Below are 24259 nucleotides of genomic sequence, written 5' to 3' on the forward strand. Positions count from 1 at the left end.
GGCGGAGCGGGGTCTGCGGGGCGGGATCGGCGAAGGCGGCGGTTCCGGCAGGGATCGGTGCGGGGATCGGTGCGGGAATGCGGTGCGGCCCTCACTCGTCCACCGCGCCGCTGCCGGCGGACAGTTGCTTGAGCTGGAAGACCACGAACTCCGCGGGCTTGACCGGTGCCACGCCCACCTCGCAGACCACCTGCCCGGCGTCGATGACCTCCGGCGGGTTGGTCTCCCGGTCGCACTTGACGTAGAACGCCTCGTCCGGTGTGAGGCCGAACAGCGCGCCCTTGCGCCACTCGTTGACCAGGAAGGCGGAGATCGTGCGCCGGATGCGGGCCCACAGGGCGTCGTCGTTCGGCTCGAACACCGCCCACTGGGTGCCGTTGAGGATCGACTCCTCCAGGTAGTTGAACAGTCGCCGCACGTTCAGGTAGCGCCAGGAGGCGTCGGAGGACAGCGTGCGCGCCCCCCACACGCGGATGCCGCGGCCGGGGAAGGCCCGTACGCAGTTGACGCCCGCCGGGTTGAGCATGTCGTGCTCGCCCTTGGTGAGCTGGGTCTGCAGGGCGACCGCGCCGCGCACCACCTCGTTGGCCGGTGCCTTGTGCACGCCGCGGGTCGCGTCGTTGCGGGCCCACACGCCGGCGATGTGCCCGCTGGGCGGCATGAAGACGTCCCGGCCGAGCGACGGATCGAACACCTTGATCCACGGGTAGTACAGCGCCGCGAACCTCGAGTCGAAGCCGGCGGTCTCCTCGCGCCACACCTTGACCTGCCGCGGGCCGTACTCCGGCGGCGGGTCGAGGATCGCGATCCGGTCGCCCATCAGCTCGCAGTGCGTGACGATCGCGTGCTGGACCGCCATCAGCGTCTCCAGGTCGATCCGGCCGCTCCGGTAGGCGCTCATCAGGTCCGGCGCGGCGACCATGGTGATGTCCTCGACGGCCTCCAGGCCGGCCACTCCGGTGCGCTCGTCGGCGTCGCCGGTGTACGACCGCGCCGACAGCTCCAGCGGTCCGCCCGCGCCGGCCGGGGCGGGCACGGTGACCGTCTGCGCGGCCGGCGGCTCCGGCGCCGCTCCCCGTCCACTCTCGGTCAGCGCGATGAACCGGGAGCGGCTGCGGACCTGGGTGGCCGCGTTGTCCTTGCTGCGCTTGGTGGTCAGCCGCGGATACGTCTCCACGACCTCGCCGTCGCGCCGCACCACCAGCCCGAAGGTGTCCTGCGGCGGATCCTCCCCCTCGGCGTCGACCACCTCGACGGTGATCTCGCCGGTGGCCTCGGGCAGGGTGGCCACCTCGTACGGTCCCAGGCGCGCGGGTCCGCCGGCCGGCTCCAGCCGCTCCTGCGCGAAGTCCCCGGAGTCGTCGGTGCCGCCGGTCCCGCCCGGGCCGCCGATCCGCACCACGTAGCAGATGCCACCGCCGTTGGCGAAGTAGCCGTAGACCGCGCCGGGCAGGTAGGCGCCCTCGGCGAAGTCCCCGAACACCGCTTTGAACTGGGTCCAGTTGGTGACCGCCGTCGGCTCGTTCAGCGGCCCCTTGCGGGTGAACCCGATGAACGCGGCGACCGAGGTGCCCACGCCTTCGATGGGCCGCGATCCGGACTCCATCTCCTCGACATAGACGCCCGGGGACAGGTACGACGGCATACCACTCTCCTCGACCGGGGAAACGAAAGGGATTCTCACCGCGCGAGACCTGCGCACGCACCGCCTTTGGATACGGCCGGCGACTCGATCGGCTGACCGACGGGGAAGGCCGCGGGTGCGAACCGATGGAGCAGAGCACGCTTCCCGCTGTGCTGCCCTTTCGGCCCTCCCCGCCGGCCGCGGCGGTCCGCAAAGGTGTCAGGCGGCTGAGGGCTGGCCCAAGGCCCGCCCGGGCTGTCCACGCCCGGTACGGACGGCGCGCGTACGGCCACTGACCAGCAGGTCTCCCCGGTGCGGGCGGCCGGGCAACCGGTGGCGGCCGAGGGCGTGACCTGACGGTGCCGTCGCGCGTTGATGTGACGGGTGTGGCGATAGTGATGAGCGATGCGACTGCGGCGGATGTGGGTGACCCGGCACGCCCGCGATGACGTATCGGCACCGCGTACCCCCGCCGTGGCCCGGGCGTACGCGGGAACGTGCTGAAACGGTGAAGGCGGTGAGTACGTGAGCACGGTGGGAGCCCAGCGGCGCGCGCCTGCCACCGACGCGCCGGGACGGACGGACCGCTCCCCGCGCCCTCCCGCCGTCCGCCCGGAAGGGGCGGTTCCCACTGTTCCCACTGTTCCCGCCATTCCCGCTCTTCCCGCCCAGCGGCTGGGCCGGGACACCGTACGTCTGCTTCAGGGCGCGGCGGGGAACGCGGCCGTCGCGCGGCTGGTGGCGCAACGGTCCGCCGTAGGACAGGGGGCACGGGCCGGCCGGGACTCACCCGGGAACGTACGCCCCTCGGTGCCGGCAGTGCAGCGGTACGCCCCGCCGGTGGCGACTCCCGCGGCGCAGGCGCCGGGTTTGCGGCAGGTGGACGCCGAGGTCGGGGCCAAGCGGCGGACTCTGTCGCAACACCGTGCCGCGCAGGTGGAGTCGAAGTCGGCGCAGGACGCCGCCGTGGCGCCGCCGGACGACAAGGAGGCGCAGGGCAAGGTCGCCAACTCCGCGCGGATGGACGCGGCCAAGCCAGGCGGGTTCGACAAGGCCGCGTTCATCGCGGCGGTCAACGAGGCGATCGCCGCGCAGGCCCCGAAGAATCTGGACGAGGCCGACCACTTCGCGAAGTCCGGAAAAGCCGACCGGATCAAAGGCACGGTGGACGGGCGGGTCGCGGACGGCCGGAAAGCCTCGGCCAAGGACATCGCCACCGCCACCACGGCTCCACCGGATGTCTCGGCCGCCAAGGACAAGCCCGTCACCCCGATGACGGCCGACCACCCGCCGGGCAACCCCGGCGCGCCCAATGCCGCCGAAGCCGTTCCGCCGCGCCAGCCGCCCCAGGTCCTGGACTTCTCCGAGGGCGCGCGGCAGACCGACCAGCAGATGGCCGCGGCCGACGTCACCGAACAGCAGCTCGCCAAGGGCAACGAACCCCAGTTCAACCAGGCCCTGGCCGCGAAGAAACAGGGCGAGCAGGACTCCGCCAAGGCCCCGGCCACCGGCCGCGCCGCGGAGAGCCGGCACCTGACCGACGCCACCGCGCACGCCCGCGGCGAGGGCGCGCGGGCGCTGGCCGCGATGACCGCTGCCCGTACGGCGGCCGGCCGGCACGTCGACAGCGGCAAGGGCACGGCCAAGTCGCGTGACGAGAAGCGGCGGGCCGAGGCGACGGCGAAGCTCCAGCAGGTCTTCGACGCCACGAAGAAGGACGTCGAGGGCATCCTGTCGGGGCTGGACACGCTGGTGGACCAGCAGTTCACGGCCGGGGAGAAGGCCGCGCGGGACGCCTTCATGGCCGACCAGGCCCGGCGGATGAAGGAGTACAAGGACAAGCGGTACGGCGGCTGGCGGGGCAAACTGCGCTGGGTCAAGGACAAGTTCGCCGGGCTGCCGGCGGAGGCGAACCAGCTCTTCCAGGACTCCCGAGCCCTCTACGTCAGCCGGATGCAAGGCGTCATCTCCTCCGTCGCGGACACCATCGGCCGCGAGCTGGGCCGGGCCAAGGCCCGTATCGCCACCGGCCGCTCCCGGCTCACCGCCGAGGTGAACCGGCTCCCGGCCGACCTGAGGGCCTACGGGCAGCAGGCCGCCCAGGACTTCGCGGGCAAGTTCGACGACCTGGACTCCGACGTCGACGACAAGTCCAAGCAGCTCGTCCAGGACCTGGCCGCCAAATACACGCAAGCGCTGCACGGCATCGACGAGGAGATCAAGAAGCTCCAGGACGCCAACAAGGGCCTGTGGGCCAAGGCCAAGGAGGCGGTCGCCGGCGCGATCAAGACCATCCTGGAGCTGAAGAACCTCCTGATGGGCGTCCTGGCCAAGGCGGCCTCCGCCATCGCCAAGATCATCCAGGACCCGATCGGCTTCCTCGGCCACCTGGTCACCGCCGTCGGCGCCGGCCTCAAACTCTTCCTGGCCAACATCGCCGACCACCTCAAACAGGGCCTGGTCTCCTGGCTCCTGGGCACCGCCGTCAAAGCCGGCCTCGACCTGCCCTCCTCCTTCGACCTGCGCGGCATCATCCAGCTCCTGGCCTCCCTCCTCGGCCTGACCTGGGCCAACATCCGCGCCCGCATCACCAGCCACGGCGTCCCCGACCAAGCCGTCACCGAAGCCGAGAAAACCATCCCCATCGCCCAAAAACTCGCCCGCGAGGGCCCGGCCGGCGCCGAAAAAGAAATCGTCGCCGAGGCAGGCGACCTCAAAGCCACCATCCTCGGCAAACTGACCAGCTACCTGATCCCCACCGTCATCATCGCCGGCATCACCTGGATCCTCTCCCTCCTCAACCCCGCCTCCGCCTTCGTCCGCGCCGTCAAAGCCATCGTCGACATCGTCACCTTCGTCGTCACCCAAGGCGCCCAGGTCATCGAATTCGTCAACGCCGTCCTCGACGCCGTCATCGCCATAGCAAACGGCGGCACCGCCGGCGTCCCCAAACTCGTCGAAACCGCCCTGGCCGCCGGCATCCCCACCCTCCTCGGCCTCCTCGCCTCCCTCCTCGGCATCGAAAACCTCGCCGCCAAAGTCAAATCCGTCTTCCACGCGGTGGCCCGCCCCGTCAACCGCGTCATCGACAAGATCGTCGGCTTCATCGTCAAGATGGGCAAAAAGCTCTGGGCGAAGCTCAAGGCGAAGTTCGGCGGCAAAGGAAGGGAAGAAGCCGGCCAGGGGCAGGACGCCGCCGATCCGGCCGCCGACGACCTGTCACTCAGCCGGAGCACCGACATGGCCGGCGAGGGCCACACGGTGTACGTGGGGGTCCAGGACAGCAGGGTCCGTGTCGAGATGGCCTCCGAGCGGAGGCAGTGGATCGGTTCCCTCATCGCCTCGGCACTGCGGCAGGAGGGAACGGGGCGGAAGCGCTCGCAACTGCTGGAGTACCTGAATGCGATGGACGCCCAGGTGAAGGAAATGGAGCGGGCGGAGGCCCGTGGGCTGACGCAGGTCAAGAAGGAGCGGATAGAGGCGCAGCTGATCGAGATCACCCGGGCCCTGAACGTCCTTGGTCACATGTTCGGCATGAAGAGCCTCACCGACTTCACCAAGAGCCAGTACACCGCGAACGGCCAACTGCTGGCCGATTACCGCAACGGCGACGCGATACGCGCGACGTTCTACCCCGGCTGGAACAAAGCCGCTCTGGACGAGAAGCAGAGGCAACTCGGCGACCACAGAAACCGCCTGGTGACGGAAAGAGCCACCTGGGACCCGAACGGCACGCACACGGGATCGAACTGGTACGTGTGCCCCGGCAACGGCACCCGCGGCCCGCACCTCGCCGACAAGTCGACCCGCATCGGCCTGCCCGCCATTGACCATGTGCGGGAAGTGTCCACCCAGTGGAATGAAGAAGGCCACAACACCCCGCACCCGCCGCGGGAGACCTGGTACAACGACATTTCCAATCACGCAACTATATGCACCAGTTGTAACGGCAGCAAAAGCGGTCCCTCCTTCAATCCCGATGTGGGACCCGATTTCCGAGGACCTGGAGATCCACCGTGACCGACCCTGCGGACCGCGTCCCCGACCGTGGGCCACTGAACTTCAAACTGTGGCTTCCCCGTTGGGACTCGGCAGACGGCCGGCTGCGCTGCCGGTTCCAGGCGACCACCGCCGGCCTGACCCAGCTCAAGAACGGAACCACGGAGTGCATGACCCGACTCCTCGCCGAACTCGGCCATCACGAGGCGAAGAACCTCACCTGGTCGTGCGAGCGGTACCGGACACCTTTCCTCGCCGACTTCCCCGACGCCGGCGACTGGACGGACCGGCTGGCGACGACCTGGGCCGTCGAGATCGAGACCGACAGCGACGCGGACCCGGAGGACGCCGGCACGCATGCCCCCGGCCCGCACGGCAGCCACGCCTTCGACGCCACCTTCGAGGACGAGGCCGAGGACTGGGCGGTGACCCGGGACCGGGTGCTCGTCATCGCCGGCAGGCCGTACGGCCCCCCGGTCGATCCGGCACCCTTGGGCTCCGCGGAGGGCGTCCTGTCCGTTGACACCGGCATCTTCGAGGGCATGGTCGCGCTCGACCTCGGTGTGCTCGACCTCCCCGACGGCGTACCGGTGATCGACTCGGTGGTGGCACGATGCCGCGCGCAGGGTCAGCGCACGAACTGGAAGGAGCCCAGCGGGCCGGTCATGCCGTGAGCAGGTCCGCGTACGGGCCGAATTCGGCGGCCAGGGTCAGGCGGCCGAGCTTCTGGTATTCGCGGTGGACCGCGTGGATCAGCGTGCGCATCGTCACCGGCGCCCCGGACTCCGCGGCGAGGTAGGCGGCGGTGACGGCGATCGAGCGGATGTTGCCGCCGGCCAGTTCGAAGGCGTGGGCGCAGAAGTCGAGGTCGAGGTCATCGGCGCGGGGCAGGGTGCGGCCCAGCGAGCGGTCCCACAGCAGGCGGCGCTGAAGGGCGTCCGGGAGCGGGAAGTCGACGACCAGGTCGAGGCGGCGGGTGAAGGCGTCGTCGAGGTTGGCCCGCAGGTTCGTGGCCAGCAGGGCCAGGCCGTCGAAGGTCTCCATCCGCTGGAGCAGGTAGGCGCTCTCCACGTTCGCGTACCGGTCGTGCGCGTCCTTGACCTCGGACCGCTTGCCGAAGATCGCGTCGGCCTCGTCGAAGAGCAGCACCCCGTTGATGCCGGCCGCCTCGCTGAAGATGCGTTCGAGGTTCTTCTCGGTCTCCCCGATGTACTTGTCGATGACCGTGGCCAGGTCGACCGTGTAGAGGTCGAGGCCGAGATCCGCCGCGATCACCTCGGCGGACATGGTCTTGCCCGTGCCCGAGTCGCCGGCGAAAAGCGCGGTGACCCCGCGCCCGCGCCCCCCGCCCGGCCGCATGCCCCACTCCCCCAGCACCCGGTCGCGGTGCCGGGCCCGGGCGGCCAGTTCCCGCAACTGAGCCAGCGGGTCGGCCGGCAGCACCAGGTCGTCCCAGGTCACCCCGGGTTCGATCCGGCGGGCCAGCCGGTCCAGCCCGGCCGCGTTCTGGGCGCGCGCCCCGGCCCGTACGTGATCGGGCAGCAGCGGCCCGCCGGCGAGCAGCGCGGCCTGCGCCGTACTCCGAGCGGCCCCCGCGATCTGGTCCGGCGTCAGCAGAAAGGGTGCCAGCGCACGGCCCACGTCCACCTCCACCGGCGTCCCGTACGTCCGCGCCCACAGCCCGGCCCGCGCCGCGGCCGTCACCGGCGGGGCGGCCAGCAGCAGCGGCGGGTCCGCCGACCACTCGGCGTCCCACGGCGTACGCCCCACCAGGACGACCGGCACGCTCGCTGCGGTGAGCAGCCGCAGCACCTCGGTACGATCCGCCGCGAGCGCGTCCAGCGGTTCGCACACCAGCCCGCACCCGGTCAGCCGCGCCTCGCGGACGAGCACCCGTACCGCCCGATCGGGGTGCGGCTCCAGCGCCAGCCGCAGCAGGTCGACCCCGAGCACCCCCCGGCCGGCCGCGGACAGCGCGGCACCGGCCAGCGCCGCACCGGCGCCCCCCTGGTCCTCGCGTACGTACACCAGGCGCGCGCCGGCGGACAGCGCCCGGGCGAGCGCACCGGGATCGCCGACCCCGGGGACGTCGTGCCGTACGGTCAGCACCCCGGCGATCCCCGGATCCGGCGTGTCGTCACCCAGCAGGTGCGCCGTCACGCGGTCGGGAACCCGCAGCGACCGGCTCAGGAACGGCCGGTCGTCGTCCTCCACCCGCAGCAGGTCCCCGGCCCGCAACGGCGCCTGCGGGGCCAGCCGGGCACGGGCGGACGCGTCGGCGGCGGGCAGCCCGCACAGGCCCAGCGCCAGGCCGGTGGTGGGACGGCAGCGGCCGACGTTGTCGTTGAGGTAGCCGTAGAACTGCTCGAACCGCTCGTCCAGGTCCGGGACGAGCGTGATCAGCAGGATCTCCACGTCGAGTTCGGTCAACCCGAAGGTGCGCGCCAGGTGCCGCAGCCGCGCCGGGCGGCCGTCCCGGTCGGCGGCGTCGGCCAACTCCTCGGCCTCGGCGAGCAGTTCGGCGTCCCCCGGCTCCGGTCCGGCCAGGAACCGCCCCTCGTCCAGCAGCCGACGCACGGTCTCGTCGCTGAGGTAGAGCCCGCGGAAGGCGTCATCGGGCTGGGGATCGGTGGCCTGCCGTACGGCCACGGCCCGTCGCACGCGCTCCTCGACGAGCACGGCCCGCGCGAGCAGGTGGCTCAGCCCGGGGTCGGTGCCGGAGCCGGTCGTGCCGACTTCCGTACGATCGTCCGATTCGCTGTACGGCGCTCCGGCCGCCGCTGCCCGGCCCCCGCTTGTCGCACCCGGCTCCCCGTACCCCGGGCTCACCGTTCCTCCGCCACACGCGACCTGATGCCGGACCGGCGGGCCGCGGCACCCGCGTCGCCCGGGCCGAGCGGCGCGCCGGGCACGTCAGGACGCTTGCCGTAGACCGGCAGACCGGCGTCCCCGGAATCCCCCGGGCCGCCGCTCTCCGACGACGCCCCGGGCACCTCCGAGAAGCCCAGCCGCACTCCCTCGTCCCCCACCGGCGGCCCCGCCTCGTACACCGGCGACTCGGTGACCGGCACGCTCACCACCAGGTCCAGCGACGGCTTGAGTTCGCCGCCGAGCGCGCTCCAGACGTCCGCGAAGGAACGGTCCTCCGGTGGCGGCAGCGCCACGCTCATCGGCACGGCGACGCCGAGGTCGGCGAGGGTGCCGCCGAGCCGATCCGCGGGCAGGGACTCGTACCGCAGCAGGCACAGCAGCAGCGCGGACAGCAGCCGGTGCTCGTCCTCCGGGCGCCTGGTCCAGGCGGTGATCAGGTAGGACAGCTTGAAATAGCGCGGCGGGCGGCGGCGGCCGGTGACCGTGCCGTGGTCGTCGTACTCGTTGAGCAGGCCACGCTCCCGCCGCCGCATGTCCTCACGGATGTCGTAGAGATAAAGGTTGACGGTCGGCGCGTTGACCTTGGCCGCCCAGTCGCGGGTGGGCGCCTCGAAGACGACGTTCACCTGCCCGCCGGCCAGCGGATCCGCGCGGAAGAGCGCCCGCAGCGCCTCGTCCACCTCGTGGATCATCTGCTTCCGCCTTCCCTGGTCGGGGCGCCGCCGGGCCCGGCGCCGGATCAGCCGCGGCCGGCGAAGTCCGGTGGCTGCACGCTGGGTTGCACCACCAGCACCGGCCGGCTCGGCGGATCGAGGCCGGCCGGGCGGGCCCGCAGGTCGCGCGGGCCCAGCACGTCCTTGGCCACGACCAGCACCTGCGCCTCGAAGGTGCCGTCGGGCGCCACGACAACCGGCGTGCTGGACGCCGTGATGCCGCGGCTCCAGGACAGCGGGACCACCGTGCCGGGCGGGAAGTCCCGGCCCCGCGCCAGCACCACGTCACCCGGCTTGACCACGTCCGGAGCGACCGTCAGCACCGGCCGGAGCACCCGTATCCGGGCCGACGCCGAATTGTCGCCGGTCCGCGGATCGCGCGGCGCGCCGTGCACGGACACCCGTACGGTGCCGGTCAGCGCCACGTGGTAGACGGCCTGCTGGAGCAGCGTCAACCGGCCGCCGGGGGGCACGTCGCAGGGTGCGGCGGCGGTGCACGCCGGCAGGCTGCCCACACTGCTCGCGCCGGACCCGGCGGGACGCGGCCACGCGGTGCTCACGACGACGCCGGTCGCGGTCCGGGGGCCGGTGTTGGTGACGGTGATACGGGCGTACGTGCCCGCGCCGGTGTACGCCGGGGTGGGCGCCACGCTGATGCGAACGGCGAGGTCGGCCTGGTCGGGGACGGGCGCGGGCAGCACGGTGAAGGCGGCGGTCGCGGAGCCGGTGTTGCCGGCCGCGTCCGTGGCGGTGCAGGTGACCTTGGTGGTGCCCAGCGGGAAGAGGGTGCCGGAGGGCGGCGCGCAGGTGACCGGCAGCGGCCCGTCGACGGCGTCCTGGGCGGTGGCGGTGTACGTGATCCGGGTGCCGCTCGGGCCGGCGGCCTGGACGGCACGGCTGTCGAGGGTCACGACGGGGGCGGTGACGTCGCGGACGGCGATGCCGATGATCTCCTGGTAGGGGTTGGCGGGGGTGGGCAGGTCGGTGCCGGGCGGGGCGCCGGGGCCGCCGGGGGTGCCTCCCGGGGCGCCCGCGGTGGTGCCGGTGGTGGGGCCGGGCGTCGGGCCGGAGGTGGTGCCCGCTGTGGTGCCGGGTGGGCCGCCGGGGCCTTCGGTGGTGCCCTGCGCGGCGCCGCCTTGCGTCGTACCCGGGCTGCCGCCCTGGGAGTCGCCCGCAGCGGTCCCGGGGCCGGCACCCGTACCGCCGAGGAGCCCGATGCCGCCGCCCGGGCCGCCCGAGGCGTCACCCGACGCCGTACCTGGGCCCGTCCCCGTACCCGTACCGGAGCCGCAGTCGTCGGTGCCGCCGATCAGCCCGCCGACCGCGCCCGCCACGAGACCGCCCCCGGACCCGCCGACGAGCCCGCCGGCCAGCCCCGCGATCGCTCCCCAGCCGCAGGATTGGTCACCGAACCCGGCGGCGCGGGCGCTTGGCGGTACACCGGTGCGGTCGGTGCCTCCGGCTTCCCCGGTCCCGGGATCGGCGACCGTACTCCCGGGGTCGGCTGCCGTACTCGCGGCGGGGTCGTACGTACCGGTTCGTACCGGCCGGGTGCGGCGGCTCACGGCGTCCTGGGCGACGACGTCCGGGGCGGCCGCGTCCGGCACCTTGCCGTCGAGCAGGAACTGGACGACGCAGGTGAGTTCCGCGCCCTGGGGCGCGTCGGGGGCCACGCCGATCGTCTCGGTGAAGGTGGCGGCGGTGCCGCTGGTCACGGTGCGGCTCGCCGGGTCGAGGGTGACCCCGAGGGCGGGGTCGCAGCCGAGGGTCTGGTGGGTGACGGCGGTCGGCAGGTTGGCCAGGCCCTGGGCGATGGTGTCGGCCACCTGGGCGGCGTCGATCCGCTCGAAGAGCTTGCCGTTGGTGGCGTTGACGACGGTGGTGGCCTCATTGGGCTCGTGGTTCTCGTCCTCGACGGGCGGGTCGGCCGCGGCCGTTTTGTCGGCGGTGTTCTTGTAGGGGCCGCCGCTGCCGTTGAGGCCGTCGCCGATGGAGGTGGCGACGTCGAGGGCGAGGACGCGGGCCCCCGCGGCGTTCAGGGCCGCGGTGGCGTCGCCGAGGGTGTGCCCATTGCTGGGGTCGTGGCTGGAGGCGTCGCTGACCAGGACGACGACCGGGCTGGCCCCGGGCCGGAAGGCGGTCTCGCCGCCGCTGCCGTTGGCGATCTGCCAGAGCGCGTTGATCCAGTCCTCGGAGGGGCCCGGGCTGCCCAGGCCGCGGTCGGTGCGGAGCTGATTCACGCCCTTCTGCACGGCGGTCAGGTCGTAGGTGAGCCCCTGGAGGACCGTGAACACCCGGGCGTCGCCGTCGGTGATGTCGCCGAAGGTGGCCACGGCGAACCTGGAGTCGGGCTGTTCCTGGCGGACCTTTGTGGTGATGTCCCCCAGGTACGTCTGCACGTTCCCGATGACCTCGCCCATGCTGTTGGTGCCGTCCACCAGCAGCACCACGTCCGGGCGGGGCGGGATCACGGGCGTCGCCACGGTCTTGGTCACCTGGAGCGACCCGCCGGGCGCGAGCGCCTGGTCCACCAGGGCGGGCGTGACGGGTTGCGCCGCCGCGTCCGGGCGCGGGCCGGCGGCCACGCCCGGGACGATCCCGACGGCGAGCAGCAGGGCCGCGGCGGCGGTACCGAGCCGTACGACACGCCCTGCGCGGCCGGCCGCCCGGGGCGCCCGCGCCGCGGCCTCGCGTGCGCCGAAGCGCTGAACCCTCCGCACAGAACCCCCCGAACCCGGAACGGACACGTACGCCGGGCGCCACGGTCGCGGGTTCCGGACCGTCGCGGCAGGTGAGAGCGGGCCAATCCATCGGGTAGGGGGGCGGTGCCTCATCGGGCAGGGGGGCGGGTGAGGCTTCTCAGGAGGGGCGGTGGGGGGCGGGAGGACGGCTGGGCGGACCACCGGGCGTACCGACGTACCGGCAGACGTACGCGGTCAGGCGGCGCGGGCGGGGCTTGTCCGGAGGTTGGAAGCCGGGCGGACCACCGGACGTACCGACGTACCGACGTATCGACGGGCGTACGCGGTCAGGCGGCCCGGCATCTCACGTGCTCGTCGCTGTACGGGTGGCGGCCGGCCAGCAGCGCGTGCTGGGCCGTCCGCAGCGCCGGACCGGGCTCGACGCCGAAGTCGCGGGCCATGACCTCGCGGGCCCGGGCGTAGGCGTCGAGGGCCTCCGTACGGCGCCCCGCCCGGCTCAGCGCCTGCATGAGCTGCCGGTGGAACTCCTCGTACCGCGGATGGTCCGCGCACAGCCGCTCGAGCCCGCCGATCACCTCGTGCCCCTGGCCGCGGCAGATCACCACGTCGATGTGGTCGCGTACCACCGCGAGCCGTTCCTGGGCCAGGCGGGCAAGGTGGGAGTCGAGCACGCCGGACCGCTCGACGTCGCTGAGCGCCCGGCCCGGCCACATCTCCAGCGCGCGGTGGAACATCTCCCCGGCCTCGTGGCAGTGCCCCCGCGCCAGGCGGGCCCGGCCGGTCGCGACGACCGTACGGAACCGGTCGAGGTCGAGCTGTCCCGGCCGCACCCGCAGCACGTATCCGGAGGCCTCGGTCCCCAGCACGGGGTGCTCGCGCGCGTCGCGGCGGGCGGCGCTGTGTGCCGGGTCGAGCAGGCGGCGCAGGCTGGAGATGTAGATCTGCAGTGCGGCGGTCGCCGATCGCGGTGGGCGCGCTCCCCACAGGGCGCCGACCAGGCGGTGCGCGGGGAACGGGGCGTTGGCGGACAGCAGCAGGAGCGCGAGAAGCGTGCGGTGCTTGAGCGGACCGGGTGTGCAGGGGACGCCGTCCCGGAGGACCGCCAAAGGGCCGAGCACACGATAGTGCAGGCGTTCCGCTTCGTCTTCGCTTTTTGCCATGACTTCCAGCTCTTTTCCTCCGCTCGGTCTCGTAATTGCCGGTGGCACGGAATTCTTTCCGGTCAGCACGACGAGCCTCCTGATTCTGTGCTCTTTTCCGCACGCCAGGGTGCCGGCGGTCGTGGCGCGAGGGCTCGGCGCACGAATGGCGTGCGCCTCTGGTGCCACTGGGACGGCTGCGTACCAAGGGAGCAGGGCGACGAAACGTACTGGTGGGCCGGTCCGGAAAAACCGCGGAGAAGCGCCCGGATGCGTGCGCGCGCGTACCGCCCCCCGGGTGCCGTCACATCGCGAACGACGTTGACCGAGAATCCCTCATTTCCCGCCGGGGAAATAGCGGTATTCAAGACAGAATGGCGGGCCGAGTGGCCGATCCTGTCAATGGGCCCGATTCCGGTGAGCGGGCCGTGTTACGGCTCAGGAGGCTCGGGGTTCAGGCGGCGAGGCGGTCGGCCAGGTGGGTGAGGGTGGCGCCGAGCGGCAGGTCGAGGCGGGCGGTGGCGAGCGGGTCGCCGCGGGTCACGCCCTGGTTGACGATGGCGACGGGTTTGCCCTGCTTGGCGGCGTGGCGTACGAAGCGCAGCCCGGACATCACGGTGAGCGAGGACCCGAGGACGAGCAGGGCGGAGGCCGCGTCGACGAGGTCGTAGCACTGCGCCACGCGGGGCTTGGGCACGTTCTCCCCGAAGAAGATCACGTCGGGCTTGAGGGTGCCCGTACGGCAGATCTGGCAGCTCACGGTGCGGAAGCCGGCGATGCGCTCGTCGGCCAGTTCGGCGTCGCCGTCGGGGTTGACCTGGGCGGCGACGGCGCGGAACCCCGGGTTGGCCTCGTCCAGCCGCTGATCCAGGTGCTCGCGCGTACTGCGGTTTCCGCAGGTCAGACATACAACGTGGTGCAGGCTCCCGTGCAGCTCGATGGCCTGCGGCGTCCCGGCGGCGGCGTGCAGCCCGTCCACGTTCTGCGTGATCACCCCGGCCACGAACCCGCCCCCGACCAGCCGCGTCACCGCCCGATGCCCGTCATTCGGCCGCGCCTCGCCCACGGCGCGCCACCCCAGATGACTGCGCGCCCAGTACCGCTGCCGGCTCTCCTCACTCCCGGCGAACTCCTGGTACGTCATCGGCGTCCCCCGCCGCCGGCTCCCCGTGACCCCCCGGTAGTCCGGAATCCCCGACTCAGTGGACAACCCGGCCCCACTGAGCACGACGACTCCGCCCCCTTCCAGCATCCCGACGACGGCCTCCACACCCGCCCCGGCCGCCTCATCACCCATACCTGCAAGGCCACTTGACGCGGCGTCCGCCACGGCCGTCCCGTCCAACGAGCTTGCACTGACACTGCCCGACTGGGCGGGCGGGGCACTGGTGTCCATGAGAAGCAGGGTACGTCGCGGGGCGGAGCCCCTACGGGGTCGAGGGCACAGGACCGGCCAGCGGCGGGTGGAGCCGGGGCCCCGGGGAACCGCCCGCCGGTATGGCCCCCCGAGGGGACCCGGAAGCCCTGAGAGCGACCGGGCGGCCGCCCCACCGGAACACGCGAGCAACCACCCCCCAAGGTGCGGTATTGTTCTCGTGCGCGGTCGGAAGGGGGTCCTCCCCCGCAAAACGATCAAGCACCGGGACGTGGCGCAGCTTGGTAGCGCACTTGACTGGGGGTCAAGGGGTCGCAGGTTCAAATCCTGTCGTCCCGACGGTGTTGTCGCAGGTGAGGGCCGGTTTTCCGATACAGGAAGACCGGCCTTCAGTGCGTTCTGGGACGCTCTGGGTGTGAACTGGGTGTGATCTTGACCGGCGCCCTGGCGGGATCCGGCACGCTCCTGCAACAGCCGGTCCAGCACCGGCACGGGAGAGCGCGGGTGCAACAGCTGGCGGGCGTCCAGCGACTCGTACCAGACCTCGGTCAGGCCCTCCACGAGCCTGGCTCGCATCGAGTCGGTGACATGGGCATAGCGAGCGCTGACCGAACCGTCCTCGTGCCCCATCCGCTCGTCCATGAGGACCTTCGGTGTCCCAAGCTCCTCCATCAGCGTCCGGTGACCGTGCCGCAGGCCGTGCCGGGTCAGCCGCTCCTTGACCGGCAGCCAGCACGCCTCTGCCCGGTTGGAGGCCCCGCGGCCGCGCACCGGCACCCCGGGGAACGGCCCGCCCGTCACGGGAACCGGGTGGGCCTCACGTGCCTTCTTCGGGTACCAGCCGGTCGCGGCCGGGGTGAAGATCCACGCCGCGTGGCCCGACCTTCGCCAGTGGGCGGCCTGACGCGGCGGTCCGGCCTGGCGGACGAAGCCCAGTTCCGCAATGGCCTTCTCGACGCGGACACGGGTCCTCTCGGCGACCATGTCGGGTCGGTTGAGGACGTTGGAGACCGTGCCGGTGGAGACGCCGGCCAGCTCGGCAACCTGGCGCAGCGTCGGCCCCATCTGCCGGGTTCCGCCGATGCCGCGCCCGCTGTACACGTACGTCCGGCCGTGACACGGGCAGGGCTTCGGCCTGGTGCGGGCGATGTGGTCGCCGACGAGGTCCGCGAGCCACTGCGGGGAGTCGATGGTGCGGTAGCTGTCGTCCTTGGGCGGGCACCGCTCCAGCTCGCCGGAGTCCAGCTCGTACAGCTGCCACTCGATCCGGAAGGCGCGCGCCTCACGCCGGGCGTACTGCGTCTCCAGGCCGACGATTTCACCCCAGCGCATGCCCGTATACGTCTTGTGGATGTGCGCCACGAACTCGTCGTCGCGGCCGGACAGCAGGGACGCGCGTTCGGCGATCAGCAGGGAGCCGAGCATGGTGGTGATCTGCTTCTCGGGGCCCCGATGCTGACTCCTCCCATGCCTGCGCCCTCGCCCGCGGCGGCGCTCTGCCACATTCCTGTCGGCGTGGCCGGCGTCCACCGCGTCGAGGAGGATGCGGTGCAGGAGCTTGCGGTACCCCTTCACGCTGTTGTCTGCGAACTGCCGCAGTTGCTCTTTTTCCCACGCGGCCACCATGCCTGCGGTGATGTCACGGATCGGCATGTCGCCGAACGTGGGCAGCAGGTGTGCCAGCGACCTGGCGTAGTTCTGCTCCGTTGAGGCGGCGAGGCCCAGATTCGTCGTCGCTTGGGTCGCGAATTCTCCGAAGGTAATCTTTTGGGTAGAAGCGGCCTGCTCGGGCGGAATCCAGCGGCCCTTCTTCGCCGCCTCGAACGCGTCGGCTTCGGCCTTCTCGGCTGCCTTCTGCGCGGTCGTCTTGGTCGGGTAGCGGACGGCGCGGCCGTCCTGGTCCTTGACGTAGTCCTGTGCCGTGCGATCCGGCCGCTGGTAGCACGCCCGGAAGTACGTCTTCCCCCTGGCGGTTCGTTTCTCCGCGTATGCCATGTGCGCTCACCGTTTTGTCTTGGCCAAGGCGTTCATGAGCTGCTGGGCGCTGCACTGCCGCCTTGCCAGGGCTGTAGTCATCGCCGCTTCTTCTTGCTCCGTGAAGCAGTCAGCATTGATAAGGAGGAGGTTGGGATACCGCTCATGGTCAATCCAGGCAACGACTTCCCTCGGGACTCCCGCAACGCGCTGCGACCGGCCGCAAGGCTCATCAGCCATGCGTACTCCACACTGATTCGCTGAGGTGGATGTTCGATCTACAAACTTGTTCACGTCAGTTCCCAAAGCTTTGCATCGTCGTGACTCAGTGTCAACTGATACTGTGCGGACAGTGACGGTCCAGCCAACGTCAGCGGACAGCAGGTGGGATATGGACGAGCAAGGCAAACGCCGGACGCTGGCGCAGCAGCTGGACACCCTGTTCAAAACGGTGCAGCCTCTCCGACGCGAGTTCACGTACGAGGAGGTCGCTCGCGGCTGCACGGAAGCCGGCCAGGGCACCTTCTCCAAGACGTACGTCTGGCAGTTGCGCACCGGGCAGCGAGAGAACCCCACCAAACGGCACCTGGAAGCGCTCGCCACCTTCTTCGGTGTCCCGCCCGCGTACTTCTTCGACGACAGCGTGGCGACCCGGGTCGACTCCCAACTGGCGCTGGCTACCGCGCTCCGTGACTCCGAAGTGCGCGATGTGGCCCTGCGGATGATGCGCATGGACGACACAAGTCGGCAGTCAGTCGCCCGGATCGTTCAGGAAGTCATGCAGGTGTATACCGCTCGGTCTGGTGAACCAACCGACCCAGAGCAGCGACAGCAGGGTACGCCCAGGGGAATGAACTGAGTCATGGTAGGGAACTACCGAAGCGATCGGCGCCACCAGCGAAAGCGGTCGGCCGGCCTGCTGCGTGCCTGCAAAAAGCGGCTCGACGAACTGGACCTTCCAGTCGAGCTCGATATCACCAAACTTGTCGAACGCATCAGCGACCGACGTGGCCGGCCTATCGTCCTGATGCCCATCACCGTACGGACCTGCGATCCCTCCGGCCTGTGGATCGCCACCGCCGAGGTGGACCTGATCGGATACCAGGCCAGTACCAGCCGTCATCATCAAGAGCACATCATCGCCCACGAACTCGGCCACATGATCTGCTGTCACCACGGCGTCGTCCAACCCGACGATCGCAGCGTGAGCTTGCTGTTCCCGGACCTCGCTCCGGACCTCGTCCGCGAACTCCTGCAACGCACCGGCTATTCGGACGCCCAAGAGGAGGAGGCTGAAATCACCGGTAGCCTGCTCGCGGCCAACCTGATCAACGATACCTCCGCGACACCCGCCGCATCGGGCGTACTCGGCGGCCTGGAGTCGGCATGGGGGTTCCGATAGCTCATGTACTCCTGGTCAGAAACCACTGGGCTGATCAGTTTATGGGTGGTAGCGGTCACTCGCGCACCGGGTGCGGTCCGCAATCCCCGGCACCGCCCACTTTGGCTCGGTGTCTGCCTCATCGCTGCCACCAGCACGCTCTACCAGGACCCAGTTGTGACGTTATTGGGAACGCTGATCAGCGATCTCAACCTGATCGACCTGACACGGAGCCTCACGCACACCGCCTCGGCAGGCGTAATGCTCTACTTCGTGCTCGTCGCTACAGGCCGACAGCGTCACACCACCCTGCTGATCTGCGTTGTCACGCTGGTGATGGCATCAACCGTGTGGTTCTACGGCACTGCGCCTCCGCACGCCCGGAGTACGATCTCCACTCCGGAACTGCCGCTCCTGTACTGGCTTCTGCCCTTCGGCTTCTACCTGCTTGTGGGTGGGATTTCGGCGGCGGTGTGCTGGCGGCACAGCGACGAGGCCGATCGGAGCATGCTGCGCTGGAGCTTACGCGTCTTCGGCATGAGCCAGTCTCTCGGCTGTGTGCTGTGGTGCCTGTTCGCGGCGTATCTCTTCACTCGTGACGCCGCCCTGTTGTCCTACGTCCCGCCCCTCACCGGGGCGGAACTGCTTCTGCAGGCCGGCAGCGTGCTCCTACCAGGCCTTGTGAGCGCTGGACAGCACCTGCAACGATGCTGGGTTCTCTGGCGACTGCGGCCGCTGTGGCAGGCACTCACCGAGGCAGTTCCCACTGTCGCGTTGCCAGGTCGGACCTCTCGTTGGACGTTCACTACCGCAGTGCGGTGGCAGCACTACCGGCTGATCATTGAGATCCAGGACGCGGTTCTGGCACTTCGCGCCTACACCACTCCCGCAGTGATCAGCGCGGCCCGCCAGTTCGTCGCAATCCAGGGTGTAGCTGAAGGAAACCACGAGGCGGCGGCCAGCGCCTGCTGGCTGGAGTTCGCACGGCGCGCCAAGCTTTCCAGTTCAGCCCCCTGCGACACAGTCTGCGCCTCCCCCTGGCCTAGCGAGTCCAGCTTCCGGGAGGAGATCGACTTCCTGGTGCGGGTAGCCCGATTTCACGGTACGCCGCTCCCAGCGGCATTCCACCTCAAGGAGACAGCGTGACCCCTCTCCATGGCCAGGTAGAGCCACGTTTCGAACCGGTACGCGATGCCTTCGCCGCCAATTTCACCCATCAACGTGAAGTCGGTGCAGCCCTGTGTGTCTATCAGCATGGCCGGCCAGTGCTCGACTTGTGGGGCGGCATTGCAGACGTCGACTCCGGCGCGGCCTGGCAAGGCGACACCCTGAGTTACGTCTTCTCCACCACCAAAGGCATCACGGCCACCTGCGCGCACCTGCTCGTGCAGCGTGGTCTGCTTGACCTGGACGCCCCGGTCGCGGAGTACTGGCCAGAATTCGCCGCCGAGTCGAAAGCCGAGATCCCCGTACGCTCACTGCTCTCCCACCGCGCCGGGCTGGCAGCTCTGGATACCCCCGTCCCCCTGGCCGCGGCGCTGGACTGGCATCCCATGATCACTGCCCTGGCCGCCCAACGGCCCGCCTGGACGCCCGGCACCGCTCATGGCTACCACGCTCAGACCTTCGGCTGGCTTGTCGGAGAAGTAGTCCGCCGCGTCACCGGTCGCACGGTCGGCGCCTTCCTCGCCGCCGAGGTCGCCGAGCCCCTGGGGCTCGACTTCCATATCGGCCTACCCGCCAGCCATGAGCCCCGCGTCGGCCGGCTCATCCTTCCCCCGCCCACCACAACCCCGGACGACGCCCCCACACTGCGCCGGGCCAGCGGCGTCACCATCCCTCCCATCGATCCCAACGACGCCAACGTCCACGCCGCACAGATCCCCTCCTCAAACGGCATCGGCACCGCTCGCGCCATCGCCCGGCTGTACGCCGCCCTCATCGGCGAAGTCGACACCATCCGCCTCCTCACCCCTGCCACCCTCACCGCAGCCCTTCGCCCCCACTCCGACGGGCCGGACCTCACCCTGGGCTTCCCCACACGTTTCGCCCTCGGCTACGCGCTGCCGTCGCAGGCGTTCCCCCTGTTCGGTCCCGGCTCCTTCGGCCACGGCGGTCGCGGGGGGTCCATCGGCTGCGCCCACCCGCCCACCGGCATCACCGTCGGATACGTCATGAACCGCCTGAGCCACGGCGTCCAAACCGACACCCGCTTCGCCAACCTCGCCGCCGCCATCAATGCCTGTCTGTGAGGGCCCAGTCGGCGGGATGAGCAGGTGATCAAGACCTGCTCTGCGCTCCCCACTCACAACTCCAAGCGCCAAGAGATGCGCCAGCGTGGGATGCTGCCGGTCATCTCCCGCAAGGGGCAGTCCGATTTCCGGGCCTGAGCGGATCCGCTACGTAGTGGAGCAGACCTTCGCCCTCGCCCACCAGTTCGAAGGGCGCCGAAATGGTGGTTCGCGGGTGATGAGATGACGCGGCGTTCTCCGGGCTGGGTCGCGGCTCCCTGGGCGGCCGTTCGGTTGCGCTGCGGACAGACGGACCAGGGCGTCACCGTCGTCCTGGTCCTCCTGGTAGACCTCGGCGTGCTCGACGAGGTACCGATGTTCCCCAAGGCCGAGGACCGCCGCCATGCCCGTATACATCCCCCCGCTCACGTCCTCCCAGAAACAGCTGCTTGGGCATCTTGCTCTCGCGGACTTCCCGCACCCGGACGCCGAGCCCGCGTCGGCTGCCGCGCGCGGTCTGGATGAGTGCCGACTGCGTGCGGATATCGAGGAACTATGCAACACCAGGCAGGTGACGGTAGCCGAGGGACACCTGTCGATCACTGAGCTCGGGGTGGTCGCGTACCTGGCCGCCGAGCGAGACGAGCTCGCAGCGACCTTGGTCGACGTATCTGCGCTTGCCGACGAGCTACGACGCCGAGACCCGGTCAGTGCGGTGCCGCACAGCCTGCGCCAGCTCGCGCAAGGCGCCTGGTCCTTGGACCAGGCGCTCGCTCACCTCGACCCGACCTGACCCGGGACAGGCAGGGGAGGGTGTGACGGGGACGTGCCGGCGGCCCTGGCCGCCGGCACCGTCACTCTCCGGCGGTGTCGCTTTGGCCGCCGACGTCGCCCGTCGTTTCGAAGTTGTCGAAGGTGACTGAGCGGCGTGGTTTGCGGGCCTTGTCGGCGACTGGTAGGACCCCCGTGGTTTTGAGGACTTCCTCTGTAATCAGAGGCGCGGCGAGGATCCGTTCCAGCAGAGACTTCTGCACAGAAGCCAGCTCGACCAGGCGGCGCAACACCGTGAGCAGCTCGATGAGCTCGGTGCTCCACTCGCTCGGCCACTGCCCCGCGGGGATGTCGTCAAGAGGGCTCGACCTCTTGCTGTCCGGACGCGCCTTGCGGTAGCCGAACCACTTCTTTAGGATGCCCATCCCGCCCACGTCGTAGGTCCACACTTCTTCGGGCACGGGTCCGAAGGATCCGGCGCCAAGGTGGAGGGTCTGCGTAGCGGCCTCGTAGCGCATCTCATGCGGGACTGCGCTGCCGATGGGAGTCAGGTATCGGATCTGCCGAGGGTCACCGGGCACATAGGTGATGGAACCAGGCGTACGTCCGGCTTCCGGGTCGGCGAACGCTTCGCCGTACGTGGAGGCCCACAGGACCTCTTCGCCGAGCCGCACCGCTTCTTCCCACGCAATGGGATCACTGGTCAGCGGCACCCGTACTCCGGGGGTGAGGAGTTCCTCCTTGAAGCGCTTCGTGAATCCTGGGTGGCCGGTCACGGCTATGACGTACGCGGCCAGATCCTGGACGGTCACCCTGGCGAGCCCCAGCCGGGAGGCCAGGACGGCAAGCAGTCCGGTAGGTACGTTGCCGGTGCCGTCTGGGTGGAGCATCGGCAGTACCCGGCCCCCGCGCCCGTTGAAGTGGTCAGTGTCCGGCAGGAAGGCGGTGGCGACGACGGCCGGACCGGACTCGATCGGATGAGAAGACTGCTGGTTGAGGAAGACCTGCCCTGGAAGCAGCGCCTCCCACAACTCGGAACGTGGGAAGTCGATCACCCGTCGGTCCGCGATCAGCCACTGCCGGTCAAAACTCCGCCGACCGACGCGCGTCAGCTCAGGACGTCGAGCCGCCTCCAGTCCGATCGGCACGGCGTGGGGGCTGCGGGCCGGCAGAGCGTCGACCTTCTTGCCCAGGGTCCGGTCGCGGGTTTCCTTGAACAGTTCCGCCTTCCGCTCGGGATCCTCCTCGCCGATCAGTGTGCTCCAGCGCTGCTGGAGGATCTGCCGCCCGGGCGACAGTACCCAGCCCCGGTTCGTTGTGACACCGAGGCTCCCCCAGGGGAAGAGATCATTGAGCAGCGGATATGCGTCCCAGTCCAACTGCGCCGGAGTGAAAGGGGCACTGCTGTCGGTGCGGGCCACCTGCCAGGTGTCGTCGTCCAGACGGATGTCCTTGAGCTGCTGGTACTTCTCGGTGCGCCGGCCGTGCACCTCCCGGTAGTGGATGACCGCCGGCCGGGTGTGGTCGGTGCCCGCACGGCGTAAAAAGATGCAGATCGCCAGGGGCTGGGCGACACCGGGGAAGATGCGGGTCGCAACGTCCGGGCGGTGGCCCTCTGGAGAGACGTTGATGATCCAGCCCTCGTCGCAGGTTTCGCGCAGGTAGGCGCGCATGCCCCGGCCTCCGGGTCCGCTGACGAAGCCGCTGGGGGTGATGAAGCAGACCACTCCGTGCTGGTCCTCGGGATGCGCGTCGAAGACTTTCCAGGTGGCCCAGCGCCAGAAGTAGTAGTACAGGTTCTTCAGCACGTGCTCGTAGCGGCCGTTGCCCGTGAGGCGGAAGTCGTCCAGCAGCGGCTTGCCCTTGCCCTCCGCGCCCCGCTCGACCCAGCCACCCCGGCCTTCGGCCTTCTCGCCGTAGGGCGGGTTCCCGATGACGGCGTTGACGGGCACACGGGCTTTGACCTTGTTGGCACGGTCCCGGGACTCCGAGATCGCCCCGTAGGTGGAGGCGATCGCCTCCTCCTTGACGTAGGGGTTGTCCAGAGTGTCGGTCACGTAGAGATTCGCCCCGTCCTCAGGCAGGGACGCGCCGTACTTCTTCAGCAGGTCCGATGTCCGCAGTTCGGCGACTGCGGAAGGGCCCATCTGCAGTTCGAAACCGACCAGGCGGGCCGCGAGGTCGCCGATGGCTTCGGCCTGTATGCCGGGGCCGTACCGCTCGGCAGCTCGCTGGGCCACGCGCTCGATGACCGCGTGCAGGTACGTCCCTGTCCCCATGGCCGGGTCGACGGTGAAGACGCTCTGGTCGGCGAAGCCCTCCTCCTTGCCCAGCCGGGTACGCAGCACGTCGTCAGTGAGGCGGACCATCTCCTCCACCACTTCGCGCGGCGTGTAGTACGAGCCGCTCTTCTGCCGCAGCTGGTCGTCGTATACCTCCAGAAACGACTCGTACAAGTACATGTAGGCGTCTTTGCGGCCCTTGCGGATCGGGTCCCACTGGACGGCGGCCACGACCCGGACAAGGAGGTCGAGCGTCACCTCGAACCGATCGTTGACGTTGTCGGTGAACAGCTGGAGAGCCTTGCCCATCAGGGAGTGCCCGGCATGCAGCTGCCTGCCGACCTCGTGGAGCGAGGTGCCAGTCAGGGTGATGTCTTCGGTACGGGCGAGCAGGAGCGCGAACGTGACAGCCTGCGCGTACCCGTCGGCGAAGGTGGCGTCGTCCGCTGTGGGGAACAGCAGTCTGCGCCAGTCCCTAGCCAGACCGGTGAACGGCAGCTTGCTCGGACTGGCGCCCGCCTTCATAGCCTTCTTTTCGGCGGCAAGCTGTTCCAGGACCGCGGCGCGCAGCAGCCGACACAACGGCGCGATCCGCTGAACGAGAGCCGACACGGACCGGATGGGCTCCGGCCCCCAACCAAGGAAAGTGCGCAGCAGACCGTCCAGGTCGGCGGGCACTGGCAGGGACAACTTGCTGCCCGCGCTCTTGAGGGACCCCTCAAAGTGAACCGGCTCCCGGGCTTCCCTGCCCCCGCGGAAGAGCCGCCAACTGGTCCCGTTGGTGTAGAGAAGGTTCGGCAGATCACGCAGCCGCTCCCACTGGCGCTTGTTCTGCCCCGTGAAAGACTCCGGGTCGATGTTCAGCCCGGGCTTCTTCACCTCAATGTAGCCGATGATCGCCCCGTCAACCTCCACCGCGTAGTCCGGGCGTACGCCGAGCTCATCAAGCCGGGTTTCGTCATGCCACAGGACCTTCTTCAGCCCGTAACGGCGACCAGCCGTCTGCAGGAGGTCTTCGATTGGGCGACGTATCACTGCCTCCGGACTGCCGGGACCACTCAGCCTGTCCTTACATGCCTTCCCGAAGTCCGACACCGCCTCCGTGAGCCAGCCATACTCCGATCCCCTCACAACCCGCCCCCAATACTTGGTACTTGAAAGGCAGATGATCACTTATGAGCATCCTCGCCCGCAAGG

Annotated in this window: 15 protein-coding genes, 1 tRNA gene and 1 pseudogene; 9 read left to right on the forward strand and 8 right to left on the reverse strand. The window is 70.1% G+C overall.

The features are described from left to right. Window positions 1–91 precede the first annotated feature (91 nt). Window positions 92–1645, reverse strand: a complete 1554-nt coding sequence (locus ITX44_RS19485) for a phage tail sheath family protein (RefSeq protein WP_205358578.1) — start codon at window positions 1643–1645, stop codon at window positions 92–94. Window positions 1646–2464: 819 nt separating this feature from the next. On the opposite strand from ITX44_RS19485, the gene ITX44_RS19490 reads away from it, so the two are divergent. Beyond that, window positions 2465–5644 carry a phage tail family protein gene (locus ITX44_RS19490; protein ID WP_307795371.1) on the forward strand — a complete coding sequence of 1060 codons (3180 nt, stop codon included), beginning with the start codon at window positions 2465–2467 and terminating at the stop codon, window positions 5642–5644. Next, entirely contained in the window at window positions 5641–6297 is a 657-nt protein-coding gene (locus tag ITX44_RS19495) for a hypothetical protein (protein ID WP_205358579.1), read from the forward strand. Before ITX44_RS19490 ends, ITX44_RS19495 begins: the two co-directional genes overlap by 4 nt. On the opposite strand, the gene ITX44_RS19500 is transcribed toward ITX44_RS19495, so the two are convergent. The 5 genes from ITX44_RS19500 to ITX44_RS19520 form a co-directional block, all read right to left on the reverse strand. Then, window positions 6287–8326, reverse strand: a complete 2040-nt coding sequence (locus ITX44_RS19500) for an ATP-binding protein (RefSeq protein ID WP_205358762.1) — start codon at window positions 8324–8326, stop codon at window positions 6287–6289. The two genes, ITX44_RS19495 and ITX44_RS19500, sit on opposite strands and share 11 nt — an antisense overlap. A gap of 122 nt (window positions 8327–8448) precedes the next feature. Further along, window positions 8449–9186 (reverse strand): Pvc16 family protein, encoded by a 738-nt coding sequence (locus tag ITX44_RS19505; RefSeq protein ID WP_205358580.1) that lies wholly within the window; start codon window positions 9184–9186, stop codon window positions 8449–8451. Between the two features lie 47 nt (window positions 9187–9233). Beyond that, window positions 9234–11927: an HYR domain-containing protein gene (locus ITX44_RS42250; RefSeq protein WP_205358581.1), complete on the reverse strand. Its 2694-nt coding sequence runs from the start codon at window positions 11925–11927 to the stop codon at window positions 9234–9236. A 308-nt stretch (window positions 11928–12235) separates the two neighbouring features. Further along, window positions 12236–13069: an AfsR/SARP family transcriptional regulator gene (locus tag ITX44_RS19515; protein ID WP_205358582.1), complete on the reverse strand. Its 834-nt coding sequence runs from the start codon at window positions 13067–13069 to the stop codon at window positions 12236–12238. A 433-nt stretch (window positions 13070–13502) separates the two neighbouring features. Then, complete coding sequence (locus ITX44_RS19520; RefSeq protein ID WP_307795372.1) at window positions 13503–14444, reverse strand: NAD-dependent protein deacetylase; 942 nt, start codon at window positions 14442–14444, stop codon at window positions 13503–13505. A 244-nt stretch (window positions 14445–14688) separates the two neighbouring features. Between ITX44_RS19520 and ITX44_RS19525 the strand changes: the two genes are divergently transcribed. Further along, window positions 14689–14762, forward strand: a tRNA-Pro gene (locus ITX44_RS19525). Between the two features lie 594 nt (window positions 14763–15356). Here ITX44_RS19525 and ITX44_RS43050 read toward each other — a convergent pair. After that, window positions 15357–15488 (reverse strand): annotated as a pseudogene (locus ITX44_RS43050) (LacI family DNA-binding transcriptional regulator); the annotation flags it as partial. Window positions 15489–15572: 84 nt separating this feature from the next. On the opposite strand from ITX44_RS43050, the gene ITX44_RS41185 reads away from it, so the two are divergent. The 6 genes from ITX44_RS41185 (at window position 15573) to ITX44_RS19555 (ending at window position 20802) form a co-directional block, all read left to right on the forward strand. Continuing rightward, the gene (locus tag ITX44_RS41185; protein ID WP_236061104.1) at window positions 15573–16133 is read left to right on the forward strand and encodes a hypothetical protein; all 561 of its coding nucleotides are present in this window, start codon (window positions 15573–15575) and stop codon (window positions 16131–16133) included. A 655-nt stretch (window positions 16134–16788) separates the two neighbouring features. Next, window positions 16789–17256 carry a helix-turn-helix domain-containing protein gene (locus tag ITX44_RS19535; protein WP_205358584.1) on the forward strand — a complete coding sequence of 156 codons (468 nt, stop codon included), beginning with the start codon at window positions 16789–16791 and terminating at the stop codon, window positions 17254–17256. Window positions 17257–17259: 3 nt separating this feature from the next. Next, on the forward strand, window positions 17260–17799 hold the full coding sequence (locus ITX44_RS19540) for a toxin (RefSeq protein WP_205358585.1): 540 nt from the start codon (window positions 17260–17262) through the stop codon (window positions 17797–17799). A 3-nt stretch (window positions 17800–17802) separates the two neighbouring features. Further along, window positions 17803–18924 (forward strand): MAB_1171c family putative transporter, encoded by a 1122-nt coding sequence (locus tag ITX44_RS19545; RefSeq protein ID WP_307795373.1) that lies wholly within the window; start codon window positions 17803–17805, stop codon window positions 18922–18924. Beyond that, on the forward strand, window positions 18921–20030 hold the full coding sequence (locus ITX44_RS19550) for a serine hydrolase domain-containing protein (protein ID WP_205358587.1): 1110 nt from the start codon (window positions 18921–18923) through the stop codon (window positions 20028–20030). Before ITX44_RS19545 ends, ITX44_RS19550 begins: the two co-directional genes overlap by 4 nt. A gap of 382 nt (window positions 20031–20412) precedes the next feature. Beyond that, window positions 20413–20802 carry a hypothetical protein gene (locus ITX44_RS19555; RefSeq protein ID WP_205358588.1) on the forward strand — a complete coding sequence of 130 codons (390 nt, stop codon included), beginning with the start codon at window positions 20413–20415 and terminating at the stop codon, window positions 20800–20802. A 61-nt stretch (window positions 20803–20863) separates the two neighbouring features. On the opposite strand, the gene ITX44_RS19560 is transcribed toward ITX44_RS19555, so the two are convergent. Continuing rightward, window positions 20864–24235 carry a type ISP restriction/modification enzyme gene (locus ITX44_RS19560; RefSeq protein WP_307795374.1) on the reverse strand — a complete coding sequence of 1124 codons (3372 nt, stop codon included), beginning with the start codon at window positions 24233–24235 and terminating at the stop codon, window positions 20864–20866. Between the last annotated feature and the right edge of the window lie 24 nt (window positions 24236–24259).

Origin of the sequence: Actinacidiphila acididurans, from assembly GCF_016918855.1 — a bacterium.
GTDB classification, from domain to species: domain Bacteria; phylum Actinomycetota; class Actinomycetes; order Streptomycetales; family Streptomycetaceae; genus Actinacidiphila; species Actinacidiphila acididurans.